14 protein-coding genes are annotated in these 13,550 nt (G+C 41.3%); 7 read left to right on the plus strand and 7 right to left on the minus strand.

The window, feature by feature from the left end; genetic code table 11:
• The first annotated feature begins 28 nt into the window (after window positions 1-28).
• From BET10_RS02955 to BET10_RS02970, 4 genes are read left to right on the plus strand one after another with little or no spacing between them, the layout of a single operon-like run.
• The gene (locus tag BET10_RS02955; RefSeq protein ID WP_070983327.1) at window positions 29-826 is read left to right on the plus strand and encodes an outer membrane lipoprotein-sorting protein; all 798 of its coding nucleotides are present in this window, start codon (window positions 29-31) and stop codon (window positions 824-826) included.
• A gap of 59 nt (window positions 827-885) precedes the next feature.
• Complete coding sequence (locus BET10_RS02960) at window positions 886-1,353, plus strand: 3-hydroxyacyl-ACP dehydratase FabZ family protein (protein WP_070983328.1); 468 nt, start codon at window positions 886-888, stop codon at window positions 1,351-1,353.
• Between the two features lie 60 nt (window positions 1,354-1,413).
• Window positions 1,414-3,201 (plus strand): fatty acyl-AMP ligase, encoded by a 1,788-nt coding sequence (locus BET10_RS02965; RefSeq protein WP_070983329.1) that lies wholly within the window; start codon window positions 1,414-1,416, stop codon window positions 3,199-3,201.
• 1 nt (window position 3,202) lies between these two features.
• A complete protein-coding gene (locus BET10_RS02970; RefSeq protein WP_070983330.1) occupies window positions 3,203-3,460 on the plus strand; it encodes an acyl carrier protein in 258 nt (85 codons plus the stop codon).
• 977 nt (window positions 3,461-4,437) lie between these two features.
• Here the strand turns inward: BET10_RS02970 and BET10_RS02980 are convergent.
• The 6 genes from BET10_RS02980 to BET10_RS03005 all read right to left on the minus strand — a co-directional run bounded on the left by BET10_RS02980 (window position 4,438) and on the right by BET10_RS03005 (window position 7,420).
• Entirely contained in the window at window positions 4,438-4,683 is a 246-nt protein-coding gene (locus BET10_RS02980; RefSeq protein WP_240503626.1) for a helix-turn-helix transcriptional regulator, read from the minus strand.
• Window positions 4,684-4,705: 22 nt separating this feature from the next.
• Window positions 4,706-5,074, minus strand: a complete 369-nt coding sequence (locus tag BET10_RS02985) for a hypothetical protein (RefSeq protein WP_070983333.1) — start codon at window positions 5,072-5,074, stop codon at window positions 4,706-4,708.
• 209 nt (window positions 5,075-5,283) lie between these two features.
• Window positions 5,284-6,096, minus strand: a complete 813-nt coding sequence (locus tag BET10_RS02990; RefSeq protein WP_083330412.1) for a helix-turn-helix domain-containing protein — start codon at window positions 6,094-6,096, stop codon at window positions 5,284-5,286.
• Between the two features lie 167 nt (window positions 6,097-6,263).
• Window positions 6,264-6,863, minus strand: coding sequence for a hypothetical protein (locus BET10_RS02995; RefSeq protein ID WP_070983334.1), 600 nt, complete (start codon window positions 6,861-6,863; stop codon window positions 6,264-6,266).
• Between the two features lie 3 nt (window positions 6,864-6,866).
• Window positions 6,867-7,166 carry a hypothetical protein gene (locus BET10_RS03000; protein ID WP_070983335.1) on the minus strand — a complete coding sequence of 100 codons (300 nt, stop codon included), beginning with the start codon at window positions 7,164-7,166 and terminating at the stop codon, window positions 6,867-6,869.
• Window positions 7,163-7,420, minus strand: coding sequence for a helix-turn-helix domain-containing protein (locus BET10_RS03005; RefSeq protein ID WP_070983336.1), 258 nt, complete (start codon window positions 7,418-7,420; stop codon window positions 7,163-7,165). The genes BET10_RS03000 and BET10_RS03005 overlap by 4 nt, the downstream gene beginning before the upstream one ends.
• Window positions 7,421-7,819: 399 nt before the next feature.
• On the opposite strand from BET10_RS03005, the gene BET10_RS03010 reads away from it, so the two are divergent.
• Window positions 7,820-10,942: a DEAD/DEAH box helicase gene (locus BET10_RS03010; RefSeq protein ID WP_070983337.1), complete on the plus strand. Its 3,123-nt coding sequence runs from the start codon at window positions 7,820-7,822 to the stop codon at window positions 10,940-10,942.
• A gap of 69 nt (window positions 10,943-11,011) precedes the next feature.
• Here the strand turns inward: BET10_RS03010 and BET10_RS03015 are convergent, their stop codons facing one another.
• Complete coding sequence (locus tag BET10_RS03015) at window positions 11,012-11,872, minus strand: YicC/YloC family endoribonuclease (RefSeq protein WP_070983338.1); 861 nt, start codon at window positions 11,870-11,872, stop codon at window positions 11,012-11,014.
• Window positions 11,873-12,057: 185 nt separating this feature from the next.
• On the opposite strand from BET10_RS03015, the gene rph reads away from it, so the two are divergent.
• The gene (gene rph / locus BET10_RS03020; protein WP_070983339.1) at window positions 12,058-12,771 is read left to right on the plus strand and encodes a ribonuclease PH; all 714 of its coding nucleotides are present in this window, start codon (window positions 12,058-12,060) and stop codon (window positions 12,769-12,771) included.
• Window positions 12,772-12,794: 23 nt separating this feature from the next.
• Entirely contained in the window at window positions 12,795-13,439 is a 645-nt protein-coding gene (gene pyrE, locus BET10_RS03025) for an orotate phosphoribosyltransferase (protein WP_070983340.1), read from the plus strand.
• Window positions 13,440-13,550: the final 111 nt, after the last annotated feature.

The following is a 13,550-nucleotide window of genomic DNA, read 5'->3' on the forward strand; positions in this document are numbered from 1 at the left end:
CAGATAACAAAAGAAAGGAAATAATCTCATGTTAAATCTAAGAAAACTAACACATTGCACCTTACTATCGGCCGTGATGCTGTGCGCTCACGGTGTGCTGGCAATGGAAGGCGCACAAAAAGGACTAGAGATCTCCAAAGAGTATAAATCTCGCGATACGGGCTGGGGTGATAGCAGCTCTGAAATCAAAATGATTTTGCGCAATACCGAGGGCCAAGAAAGTATTCGTAAGATCACCTTCAATACGCTGGAGCAATTGTCTGACGGTGATAAAAGCCTCACTGTATTTGTGGAGCCGTATGACCTCAAAGGCACGGCGTTTTTGAGCTTTTCTCACCCAGTGGGGGCCGATGATCAGTGGTTGTATTTACCCGCACTTAAACGCGTAAAACGCATTTCTTCGAGCAATAAATCGGGACCATTTATGGGCTCTGAGTTTGCTTATGAAGATTTAAGTTCGTTTGAAGTACAAAAGTATACCTACAACTATTTAGGCGAAGAAGAAGCCAATGGCCTACAAAGCCACAAGATTGAGCAGTTTCCGGTAGACGAAAACTCAGGGTATAAACGACGCATTGTTTGGATAGACAAAGAAGCCTATCGCATTCAAAAAATTGAGTTTTATGATCGTAAAGATGCGCTGCTCAAGACTTTGACTTACAGCGGTTATAACAAGTACATCGAAGGATTTTGGCGTCCTGATAATGCGAAGATGGTTAACCACCAAAGTGGTAAATCAACGGTACTGGAGTTTTATAACTATCAGTTCCGTGAGGGCTTGAGTGATAGCGACTTCAGTCAAAGTTCACTTAAACGACTACGTTAACGCTTGGCATCCCGAAGCGTGTTCGCTTCGGGATGCCACTTTATAAGAGAAGAGCATAGATGAACTTTGAAAGTTTTAAGTTTTTACAGCGCATTGATGTAAGTGATAGACAAACTAAGCAATTAAAAAGCGTGATTGAAATACCCAACCAGTCGCCAATTTTAGATGAGCACTTTCCAGGCTTTGCGATTGTGCCAGGGGTTCTGCTTATTGAAATGATGGCGCAATCGGCTGGAAATTTGGTGCTGTATAAGTCTGATTTTAGTCACATGGCAATCCTTGCGGCGGTCTCTCACAGTAAGTTTGTTAATTATGTGGTGCCAGGAGATAAACTCACCTGTGAGGTGGAGCTATTAAGCTTTAGCCGAGGTTTTGCACTGTGTGAGGCGCAAATATTTAAAGATAATAACATGGTTGCGAGCGCGGAGTTACGTATGAAGGTGGTTGATTTTTTCAATGAGCAAGTAAAAAGCGCGGTAGTAAGCAACTTTAAAGCAATAGCAAACACACTCCAACCAGCTCTGTAGTGAACATGTGTAGTTGGGTTGGCAAAGGACGTGCGGCTATGAATAAATGGAACGAGAACGATGGAAATACTAACCGATGAGCTTGACCTACAAGCTTACAAACCTGCCAGCGATGGCTTACCTAACTTTGTACAGATATTGTCAACACTTGCGCTAGAGAAACGTGACGACACAGCGCTGTTGTTTCTTAGCGATGGAGAAACAGAACAGCCGCCTATGACCTATGGGGAGTTTCATACTCAGGCTATGAAATTTGCCGCGGGGCTGGATAAGCAGCACATCACCAAGGGCGCGCGTGTTGTGTTGTTGTATCAATCGTCTTATGAATTTGCGGTGGCCTTTTTGGGGTGTTTGTATGCTGGGGTGATTTCAATTCCGTTACCGGTGCCAAGCAGACGTGCCAGCGATTGGGAAAAGATAGAAAAAATCACCAACAGCGCTGGCGCTAAATGGGTGATCACCTATGAAAAAGCGTATGACAGAATTGCACAAAATGCGCAGCGATATCTACCGCAGACGCAGTTGCATATTGTGTTACATGAACTCTTGATGCAATCAGCCCCCAAAGCGCCACAAAATGTATCTGGCAGTGATATTGCGTTTTTGCAATACACTTCAGGCTCAACGGGCTTACCAAAAGGCGTGACGTTGACCCATGACAACCTGATTGAGAACCAGATCATTCTTAAAAAAGGCTTTAGAAATAACGGGCCGTCTACGTATTTGTCTTGGTTGCCGCTGTATCATGACATGGGCTTGATTGGTAATTTTCTACAAGCTATTTATATCGGTCAGCCGTTTATATTTATGGCACCAAACGCCTTTTTGCAAAAGCCACTGCGTTGGTTAAAAGCCATTTCTAAATATAAAGTGAGGGTGAGCGGGGCGCCTAACTTTGCCTATGAACTGTGTGTTGAGCGCATCAGTGATGAAGATAAACAAACACTGGATTTAAGCTGTTGGGAAGTGGCCTTTAATGGCGCAGAGCCTGTTCGCGCACAAACGCTTAAAAAGTTTACGCAAGCATTTGCCTGTTGTGGTTTCAAAGCCAGTGCCTTTTACCCTTGTTATGGCACGGCCGAGTCTACCTTAATCATCAGTGGTGCCACTAAAACGCAAGCGCCTGTGTATCTAACAGTCGACAGGCACTCTTATGAATGTAGCAAGATAGAGCCTGTAATAGGGGAGTCGGCAGATAGCATAACGATAGTCTCTTCTGGTGTGCCGTTGATTGAAGACTCTATCGCGATTGTAGATGGGGAGCGTCAAACCAAGCTACCCAATATGCAAGTTGGAGAAATATGGCTACACAGCCCATGTAACGCAATAGGGTACTGGGACAACGAAGGCGCGACCAGAGAAGCGTTTCAAAATCGTCTGGCGGATGATGACAGCGGTAAGTGTTATCTCAATACCGGCGATTTGGGGTTTACCGACGGAGAAAACCTGTTTATTACCGGTCGGGTAAAAGATTTGCTGATTTTTAATGGCAGAAATATTTACCCACAAGACGTAGAGCTATGCAGCTACAACGCCCATGAAGCACTGAGAAATGAGCGCTGTGCAGCGGTATCAATTTATGACAACAACAAAGAGCGCTTGATCCTTATTCATGAAGTGGAACGCACCCACGTGAAAAATGCGGACTACGATGAAGTGATTGAAAGCATTAGAAAAGCGGTATATCAAGAGTTTGCAATACCGGTATATGGCATTGCATTGGTGCAGCCCTCGACAATACCTATGACCTCTAGTGGCAAGATACGCCGCCAGACATGTCGGGAGCAGTTTATGAGTGGTCAGCTGAGTTTAGTGACCAAGTGGATGTTAGATAGGCAAGGAATTTAGAATGGAAACACGTCAAATTAAAGACCTCGTGATGAGCTGGGGCACGCGTTTTGTAACCAAAGACTTTAACGAAGAACACATGAAGCTGGATATGTCACTGCTAGGGCTAGACTCAATTGATGTTGTAGAGTTTTGCGAACTGCTCGAAGAGAAAGCCGGTATTTATGTAGACTTTGACTGGGTGATGGATTGCAGTAACCTCAACGAACTGGTGGACAAGGTAAAAAATGAGATAGCGCAGGAAGTCTCGGCACTTTGAACGAGCGGTTTATATATGAGCTGATAAACAAGCTGGCGATGTGGTACAAGCTAACCCAAGCCTTGCAGTCAGCTCATACCGTTCACTTAAGCACCTCTGACTGGTCTTGTTATTCTGAATTTGTTTCAGAATCATGGTTTCGTCATTCTGAATTTATTTCAGAATCTTATAACCTCAATCAGCCTCGTCATTCTGAAGATGTTTCAGAATCGTGCTTTTGTCATTCTGAATTTATTTCAGAATCTTAAACCTCAACCAGCCTCGTCATTCTGAACGTGTTTCAGAATCGTGGTTTTGTCATTCTGAATTTATTTCAGAATCTTATAACCTCAATCAGCCTCGTCATCCTGAACGTGTTTTAGAATCATGCTTTTGTCATTCTGAATTTATTTCAGAATCTTAAACCTCAACCAGTCTCGTCATTCTGAACGTGTTTTAGAATCATGGTTTTGTCATTCTGAATTTATTTCAGAATCTCATGACCCTAATTAGTCTCGTCATCCTGAACGTGTTTTAGAATCATGCTTTTGTCATTCTGAATTTATTTCAGAATCTTATAACCTCAACCAGTCTCGTCATCCTGAACTTGATTCAGAATCTCATCATCCTAACAGGTCTCGTCACTCTGAACTTGATTCAGAATCTCATGACCCTAATTAGTCTCGTCATTCTGAATTTATTTCAGAATCTTATAACCTCAATCAGCCTCGTCATTCTGAACGTGTTTCAGAATCGTGGTTTTGTCATTCTGAATTTATTTCAGAATCTCATCATCTGCGGGGTTTCAATATAAAATATTTTATGGCAATCGATAGGTAAGAACGCATAGATGAAAATTTTAATAGCGTTGAAGTTCAATAAACTCACCCATTGCGGGCGATTAAAACATGTAGGTTGGTTAAACTCCTAGGATGCGCATCCATTTTGAAAAATAAAGATTAAGCCTTCGCTACAAGCAAGTCGTCTACTTGTTATCACTAGTAGCCAGACGCGAGTGCCAGCGTTGGGTTTGAAAAGTCCTTACCAAATACCAGTACCAACTCGTACGCTTGAGTGATGCTCATCACGGTTTTACCACTTTCAAAGTTACTGATGGTTGCTTGGTCAACACCTAAAATCGTGGCTAGCTGTCTTTGTGTTAGCCCTCGTTCTTTACGTAGGTTGCGAATACTGATCTGCAATTCAGCTTTAAAGCGCTCTACTTGCGCGTGTCTCATTGCCATATTGTTTCTCATCATAGGTCCCTCACAGCAAAATTGTATCGATTAAATGTGTTGCCGATGCTAAAGGCATAACTCTTTGCATAGCGAGCTCTTTACTCACTCCCTGAATCGCTTCGTAATCATCTAAAAAGAATGCTAAATCGTACTGCCCCGACAATTTATTTTTTACATGAACAAGTACGTAACAGCGTAGGTTGAGCGTGTCTAACTGTTTAATAAATTCAATATGTTGGGCGCTCATATCAGGTTTGACTTTGGCTGGGAGCTTACTCATAAACACATGTTTAATGTAAACCGCCTGCTTGTCTTTTTTGTACAACACCACATCATCAAATCCCTGCGCTGCGTGTGCATTTGCTTTAACATCACTTAAAAATCTCGTTCCATACATGATTTTATTTAACCTTTGGTTACTTGATGTTTACATTGTCTAATACAGTGTGTGGAAAAATCTCCACACAAAGAAAAAAACTGAAAATTATTATAAATTTGCCATTAATTCAAAAAGGTAGCGCTTTGATAAGAAAGGGGGAGGCGGGAAGTATAGGGTACTACCACCCAAGCACACAGTGTAAGGTATTAAATGTTTCGCGTAGGCTGTTAAGGGTTACTTTCCCAAGCAGAAGGCGTTTTGGTTGAGCAGATCATCATGCTCAACAGTGCGCTACAGCAAAGCACCCAAGCGAAATAGATCAGCCCTTCAAAGTTATCGTAGATTAAAGTCCATGATGTTAAGTCAAAGAGTATGTAGGCTAAATCTTCTAGTAGAGCTAATAAGTAGACTATTGATGTATAGATATAAATCCAATAAAAGATACTATCAAAGTGGGTTAATTGAATGTCCTTTGATTTGGACAGTAGCCTAGAAAACTGCACCCTAAATACCAAGAGAAATACGACAACGAGGCTGAGTAGCAGCTGAGTACCAAAAATAAGTATGCTTTGTAACACGGCATTGTCGTCAGGTGTTGTTTTATTGATTAAGCCTGACTCAAAAATTGTATAGCTCGCAGCAGTTAATATAAAGATAATACCTGCGATATGAATCATATTGATGTTCTTTGTGTATACACCATAGATAATACAAATACCAATCAAGGCCAAGTATATTGGCGTGATGATAATAGGACTCCATATTTGGCTCAACACAAAGCCCATGGTGACAAAGTCCAGTATCTTAGCTCTGCCGCTATTATTGGCATCTTCACGAATCGCCTTGATTTGGCCGAGCAACACACCGAGGTCAAGCTTGCAGCATTGTAGCCACCGAAACAGCTTTTTTGAGGGAATATCACTCACCCCCAACTCATAATTGATGATGGTTTTTCTATCACAGCCAAGCTTTTTACACATGTCTTGCTGTGTAATCCCCGCTTGAACACGCAATGCCCTTAAATCTTCACCATCAATCATGCTTTAAACCCATTTAACAAAACAATCTTGGGAAGCTAAGCCAACTCTTTGGTATTACTCGGTCGCTTGCTGCAAATCGAAGTGACCAGCCATCGCCATCAAGGCTAAAAGTAAGAGCTAACATATTGTTGAGTTAGTAATAAAAAGAGCTTTCATCTTTTGCTGACTTATAGTGCGTTAGCCTCACCTGAACGATTCGACTTGGCTTCAACAATCATCATGGTGAGTAAGGTGCCGCAACATAGCGCCCATCCTACATAGACCAAGCCTTCGAAGTTGTCATAAATAAGTGTCCAAGATTTCATGTCGAATAAAATCAGCGCCATATCTTCTAGTAGGATTAAAAGGTTAATGACTACCATGTAAATAAATATCCAATGAAAAATACCGTCAAAGTGCGTGAGTTCAATATTTTTTGAGTTAGAGAGCATTCTAGATAACTGTACTCTAAATATTAACACTAGGGTGAGAATCAGGCTAAATAGTAAGTTTGTACCGTAGATTAATAAGCTTTGCAGAAGCGCATTATCTGCTGGTGTAACATCATTAATTAAACCAGTTTCAAAAACTAAACGATTAGTTACGGTGCAAACTAGGATGAAGCTTGCTATATGAGCCATATTAATACTCTTAGAATATATCGCATAGGCAACACATACTCCGAGAAGTGATAGATGCAAAGGTGTAACGATACGATCGTCCCAAAGTTGAATATAAAAAATTGCTACTGAAACGATAGTGAGCAATATCAAATTTGAAAGTTTCATTTTCTATCCTTGTGAATCATTTAAGAGGGGCGGAGGTGTGATAATAAATTGAATGCTAGCGGCAGTGGCCTTGGGGCGCTTATTTGGTACAGTTCCACCTGACACATAAATACATGTATCATTTGTAAGCTCTTGAATAGAGTCCGTAAACTCGCTGACGTGCGTAGCTCTAGGACGCTTTATGGCTAAAAGTCCACCCGCTACCAAACCACAATCGCTTTTTGCTATTTCCTTGTGCTTCCCATTCACCTTGATAAATAAATTCATAGAGCTAAATACACGGTGTAGGCTTAACTTGTTCATGGTTCTTCATCCTGTAAGTTGGGTTTTTCTTTACTGTTGGTGATATCGCGGATCTGTTTAATCTCGTTCAATAACGATCCAGCGTCTATCTTACAATATAAAAACCACAAAAAAAGCTGTTTTGAACGAATATCACTCACACCTAATTCGTAATTTATGATGGTTTTTCTATCACACTTGAGCTTTTTAGCCATCCCATCTTGGGATATGCCTGCATTGACCCGCATCGCCCTTAAATCATCACCATTTATCACGTGTCCCTGTCCTTTTTATTAATGGGGAGATTTTCCACAGTTAATGTACATGTTGTTAACAACGCTGTTTTGAGATTCAAACTGAAAGGAATTGTCAACGTTGTCAATGATAGAAAAATTAATGAATTCAGCCTGAACAAACATGGTAGTAAAGATATTTGTAAATGGTGAAAAAGTCAACATTCTGTTTACAATGAATGGTAGTTTGATTCAATATGACAGCTCTAAACGGCTCATCGATCATTAAAAGTTTCAGATTCTTGACGCACCTATTTCTGTGATACGTATAGATACGCAACTGTTATTTGTGTAAATTCAAAGCATACAGTCTGACAGACACAAAAATGTATTCATTATGGCGTGTGCAGCAACTTCAATAAAAAATAATAAAAAGTATATATGAATCAAATCGGTATTTACGAGCAACTTATTACAAGTCTAATTTCTGAACACCTCAATAAGGAAAAGTTTTATGTGGGTGAGCGCGTTTTACAACAGCCAGAAGCGGTGACTTGGCTGTCTCGTTTTTTAAGTAGAGTAATGGAGTATGCGCTTAACAGCCTTCCGCTAGGCGATGATCGACTACAACGCCAGGTTGAACTATCAAATCAGCTCTTGCTATGGCTAAAAGACAAGTTAAATGAAGATGAGTTTTTTGATGAAAACTTACTTGATGGACAGGGCCGAATTCTTACTGCTTTGTATGAAATTGAGAACCCTATTGCTGCTGATTTAAAAAAGTATGTAGAAGATATATTTCCACTCACAGGTTTGACACAAAGTGAACTTTTTTGTGGAAGTAACGCAGGGTTATCACTAGAGAGCGAACTTAAACGAGAGATTCGCTCTTCCGATAGAATCTACTGGCTAGTATCTTTTATAAAGTGGGCAGGTATCCGCATCTTTCGTAACGAGCTTGAGGAATTTACGCGAAGTGGTAAAGAGCTAAGGGTAATTACTACCTCTTATATGGGAGCGACAGATGCTAAGGCTGTAGAATTTTTGGCTTCATTACCAAATACAGAAGTAAAGCTTAGCTACAACACTAAAAGAGAGCGCTTACATGCCAAAAGCTATTTGTTTATACGTGAGTCGGGGTTTAATACCGGTTACATAGGATCATCTAATCTTTCGCATTCGGCCTTAACGAATGGGTTGGAATGGAATTTAAAAATTACTTCACAAGAGATCCCGCATATTATTGAACGTTCGATCAATACATTTGAAAGCTATTGGAACTCGAAAGACTTTGAAGTGTTTGATGGTAAAGCAGAAGCTAAAAGAAAGTTATGTACAGCTTTAAAAGAAGCTAGGTCTAACACAAGCCAAGGGCAGTCACATTACTTTGATATTAAGCCGTTTATACATCAACAAGAAATATTAGAACAACTAGAAGTTGAACGCTCGTTGCATAAGCGCTTTAAGAATTTGGTTGTTGCAGCAACTGGCACTGGTAAAACGTTAATCTCAGCCTTTGACTTTTCTAAATACATTAAAAACAAACCGAATGCTAAGTTTCTTTTTATTGCTCACAGAGAAGAAATACTACAACAAGCCAGATTAGCTTATAGAGGTGTGCTGAAAAATTCTGCCTTTGGAGAACTTTGGGTTGGTAATCATAAGCCTGAGGGTTACAGCCAGTTGTTTGCTTCAGTGCAAACGTTAAACAACCAACTTAAAAGCTTGTCTTTGTCTGTCGATTATTTTGATTATATCGTTATTGATGAAGTGCATCATATAGCAGCCAGTTCTTACCGAAGTATTGTTAATTACTTTAATCCGAAGATCCTACTCGGACTAACCGCGACTCCAGAGCGCCATGATGGGGGTGACATATTAGATGATTTCTGTGGTGTGATTGCTGCAGAAATTCGTTTACCTGAAGCAATTAACCGTCGTCACTTGTGCCCATTCCAATATTTTGGTGTAGATGATGAAACAGATCTAAGGTCCATAAGCTGGAACAGAGGTCGCTATGATATAGCTTCGTTAACAAATCTATATACTGGAAATCAGCGGCGGGTAGACAAGATTTGTCAAACAATAGATGAGTTAGTCACATCACCGGCTACGATGAAAGCACTGGCATTTTGTGTGAGTAAAGAACATGCCTTATATATGCACAAACAATTTTTGCTCAAAGGTATTGCTTGTGACTATTTGACCAGTGATAACAGCGAATCTCGTCATATTAAACAGCAGGCGTTTAGGTATGGAGAAATAAACGTTTTGTTTGTTGTTGATATCTTTAACGAAGGTGTTGATATTCCCGAAGTTGATACTTTGCTCTTCCTAAGACCAACTGAGAGTTTAACTATCTTTTTGCAGCAACTGGGGCGTGGTTTACGCTTAGCTGATAGCAAAGAAGTTTGTACGGTTCTAGACTTTGTCGGTAATGCGAACGTTGAATACGACTTTGCTCGCAAATTTAGGGCGTTAGTCGGGAGAACCGACGGAGCGATCGTTGATGAAATTAGAAACGATTTTCCTCATGCTCCATTAGGCTGTCGCATAGAGTTGTCTAAACAAACACAAGAAATGATTTTAAGAAACATACACAGTGCAACACTTAGCAGACAACGTCTGGTCAGTTTAGCAAGAAAGTTTGCTCAGGATTCAAATTTGGATTTGAATCTAACTAACTTTATAAAGGTTTATCCTCAAGTAGACCTTGATGAATTATACAAAAAGTTGAGTTGGACAGAGCTTTGTTTAGAAGCTGGATTATTAGCAAATGCTGACCCCGAACTTCTACGTAATTTCTCACGTATGATTAAAACGCGATTGCTAGTGTGTGATGATCACTCGTACTTACAAGCAATCAGAGATTTTGCTTCGCAAAATAACGTTGAATCAGAGTTGTATCAGTTAATGTTGCATTATGACTTTTGGCAAAAATCTGGTCACCAGCTTGGTTTTAAGGACGTAAGTTTTAGTTTGGACAGATTTAAACAGCCTTGGTTGAAGTCAGAGTTAATTTGCTTAACTAAATTACTTATCAATCGAGTTCACCATAAGCAAGAAAGTATGTCATTAATGGGCAACAACCCCATCAAGCTACATGCGAGGTATACCCGCGAGCAGATCCTAGTAGGGTTCGGAGCAACAACTTTTGAGAAGCAGTCAAATTCTAGGGAAGGGGTCTTTAATATTAAAGAGCAAAATATAGAGTTGCTGTTTGTGACCCTCAATAAAAATGAAAAGCAGTTTTCACCAACCACTATGTATCATGATTACGCTATTAATGAAGAGCTTTTTCATTGGCAAAGCCAAAACTCAGCAAGACCGGAAGTAGGTAAAGGGTTAGATTACATCAGACACAAAAAAATAGGGAAAAGGTTGTTTTTATTCGTGCGTGAACAGGCAAAAGATGAGTATGGCAGAACAATGGGGTTTGTTAATTACGGTGAGGTTGAGTATGTTTCTCACACAGGACGACAACCTATGAATATAACTTGGAAACTAAGAAATGTTATGCCTTCATTTATGTGGAAACAATCGGCTAAATTAGCGTTGGCTTAATATTATCTACTTTGGTTTAAAGCCCTTATAAACAAGGGCTTTAAACCAAATGAAAAACAGCCTGAAACATTATTCGATATTCTGGATCTGCTCTCTCATTTGCTCGATCAATACCTTCAACTCTACCGCTGCGTTGGTGATTTCGGTGTTGATTGATTTTGAGGCGAGGGTGTTTGACTCGCGGTTGAACTCTTGCATCATAAAGTCTAAACGTCGGCCGCATGCGCCGCCTTTTTTCAAGATTTTGTTGGTTTCTTTAACGTGTGACTTTAGGCGGTCTAGCTCTTCGGCTACGTCTTGCTTTTGAGCGAGGTAGATAAGCTCTTGTTCAAGGCGGTTTTCGTCGATTTCAGCTTTTAGCTCTTCTAACTTAGTGGTGAGCTTTTCGCGTTGCCATTTGTTCACCTCTGGCATGTGTCCTTCAACAATGGCAACTTGCTCTAAGATGGCGTCTAAACGGGTGGTGATCATGGTTTCTAGGTTTTCACCTTCGCTGGCGCGAGCGGCTTTAAAGTCTTCAACCAGTTCGTCAAAACCTGCAAGTAGTTCGCTGTTTACCGTGTCTAGGTCAACTTCTTGGGCTTCCATTACACCAGGCCAGCGTAGAATATCAACGGGGTTGATATCGCCTTGGCTTTGCTGTTGTACCCACTTGGCGCTTTTGATCAGCTGCTCCGCTAGGGTTTCATTAATAGACAGCTCACCCACGTGGGCTGGGTTGGCGGTAAACTTCAAATACACTTCTACCTTGCCGCGCTGTAAGTGTTTGCGCAGGCGTTCACGTACTACCGGCTCCATGGCACGGAATTGTTCAGGTGCGCGGATAAAGGTTTCTAGGTAGCGCTGGTTAACCGAGCGAATTTCCCAAACCCCTGTGCCCCATTCACCCTTAACTTCTCGGCGTGCGTAGGCGGTCATACTATGGATCATGTAAAGTTCCTAATCTATTAACAAATTTTGCTGCGCCATTATAGCTTATAAAGCGCGCAAGGCGACAGAGGAAATAATTAGCAAATTTTATCGGTTATGGTCACAACAATTTATTAGCTTAACGCATAGCATCGTATCGGTTGAGCCTTTATAATAGGCAAAATTCTGAATTTAGGGGAACGTGGATGCGTCCAAGCGAAAGAACAGCAAACCAAATTAGACCGGTAACATTTACCCGCAACTATACTATGCACGCCGAAGGCTCGGTGTTGGTAGAGTTCGGTAACACCAAAGTATTGTGTACTGCCACTGTTGAAGCGGGCGTACCTCGTTTTATGAAAGGTCAAGGTAAAGGCTGGATCACCGCTGAATACGGTATGTTGCCACGTTCTACACATACTAGAAATAACCGTGAAGCAGCCAAAGGCAAGCAAGGCGGCCGCACAATGGAGATTCAACGTTTGATCGCGCGAGCACTACGTGCTGCGGTTGATTTAAAAGCGCTTGGCGAAAACACCATTACCATCGACTGTGACGTACTTCAGGCTGACGGCGGTACGCGTACAGCGTCAATCAGCGGTGCATGTGTGGCACTGGTTGATGCATTAACGCATATGCGTGCTAAAGGGATGATCAACAACAATCCTCTTAAGTTTATGATTGCAGCGATTTCTGTAGGTGTTTACAACGGTGAAGCGATTTCTGATCTAGAATACCTTGAGGATTCAGAAGCCGAAACAGACATGAACGTGATCATGACCGAAACGGGTAAACTGATTGAAGTACAGGGCACCGCCGAGGGTGAACCGTTCTCGTTTGAAGAGCTAGATGAGCTACTTGGTTTGGCTAAGCACTCAATTCGAGAAATCATCGATTTACAGAAAAAAGCACTGGCATAACCCGTTAAATAAATAGGTAAGACATGAAAGCATATCAAAAAGAGTTTATTGAATTTGCCCTTGAAAAGCAGGTGCTTAAGTTTGGTGAGTTTACACTAAAATCAGGCCGTACCAGCCCTTACTTTTTTAACGCCGGTTTGTTTAACACAGGCCGTGATTTGGCGCGCTTAGGGCGTTTTTATGCCGCAGCGCTTGAAGATGCGCACATTGAATATGATGTACTATTTGGTCCTGCATACAAAGGTATTCCAATTGCGACGACCACAGCGGTTGCATTGGCGGATCACTACAACAAAGATGTGCCTTATTGCTTTAACCGTAAAGAGAAAAAGCAACACGGTGAAGGTGGCTCGTTGGTAGGCTCGGCACTTGAAGGCCGTATCATGTTGGTTGACGATGTGATCACCGCAGGCACTGCTATTCGAGAGTCGATGGAAATCATTGCGGCAGCGGGCGCTGATTTATCAGGTGTGTTGATTGCACTAGACCGCCAAGAAAAAGGCAAAGCTGAGCTTTCTGCGATTCAAGAAGTAGAGCGCGACTTTAACACTCAGGTGGTGTCTATCGTAAAACTTGCCGATTTAATCACTTACCTTGAACAGCAAGGGGGTATGGCTGAGCACCTTGAGGCGGTAAAAGCTTATCGTGATCAGTACGGTGTAGCGTAATTGCAGCTTGAAATATTGTATAAGATGCCAGTCTAAGACTGGCATTTTTTTTATCTAAACTCATAAAAAGTTCAGTATAAGCGGTTATTATTGCCGATTGCGCATAGCTGT

The sequence above is a fragment of the Pseudoalteromonas amylolytica genome, assembly GCF_001854605.1.
GTDB lineage: Bacteria > Pseudomonadota > Gammaproteobacteria > Enterobacterales > Alteromonadaceae > Pseudoalteromonas > Pseudoalteromonas amylolytica.

What these genes read in the sequence shown, in the direction of transcription:
- BET10_RS02995 (WP_070983334.1), bottom strand. Translation starts at nt 6,863, where the DNA reads ATGAAACTTTCAAATTTGATATTGCTCACTATCGTTTCAGTAGCAATT.
- BET10_RS03010 (WP_070983337.1), top strand. Translation starts at nt 7,820, where the DNA reads ATGAATCAAATCGGTATTTACGAGCAACTTATTACAAGTCTAATTTCT.
- BET10_RS02955 (WP_070983327.1), top strand. Translation starts at nt 29, where the DNA reads ATGTTAAATCTAAGAAAACTAACACATTGCACCTTACTATCGGCCGTG.
- rph (WP_070983339.1), top strand. Translation starts at nt 12,058, where the DNA reads ATGCGTCCAAGCGAAAGAACAGCAAACCAAATTAGACCGGTAACATTT.
- BET10_RS02980 (WP_240503626.1), bottom strand. Translation starts at nt 4,683, where the DNA reads ATGGCAATGAGACACGCGCAAGTAGAGCGCTTTAAAGCTGAATTGCAG.
- BET10_RS03000 (WP_070983335.1), bottom strand. Translation starts at nt 7,166, where the DNA reads ATGAACAAGTTAAGCCTACACCGTGTATTTAGCTCTATGAATTTATTT.
- BET10_RS03015 (WP_070983338.1), bottom strand. Translation starts at nt 11,872, where the DNA reads ATGATCCATAGTATGACCGCCTACGCACGCCGAGAAGTTAAGGGTGAA.
- BET10_RS02985 (WP_070983333.1), bottom strand. Translation starts at nt 5,074, where the DNA reads ATGTATGGAACGAGATTTTTAAGTGATGTTAAAGCAAATGCACACGCA.
- BET10_RS02990 (WP_083330412.1), bottom strand. Translation starts at nt 6,096, where the DNA reads ATGATTGATGGTGAAGATTTAAGGGCATTGCGTGTTCAAGCGGGGATT.
- BET10_RS02970 (WP_070983330.1), top strand. Translation starts at nt 3,203, where the DNA reads ATGGAAACACGTCAAATTAAAGACCTCGTGATGAGCTGGGGCACGCGT.
- BET10_RS02965 (WP_070983329.1), top strand. Translation starts at nt 1,414, where the DNA reads ATGGAAATACTAACCGATGAGCTTGACCTACAAGCTTACAAACCTGCC.
- pyrE (WP_070983340.1), top strand. Translation starts at nt 12,795, where the DNA reads ATGAAAGCATATCAAAAAGAGTTTATTGAATTTGCCCTTGAAAAGCAG.
- BET10_RS02960 (WP_070983328.1), top strand. Translation starts at nt 886, where the DNA reads ATGAACTTTGAAAGTTTTAAGTTTTTACAGCGCATTGATGTAAGTGAT.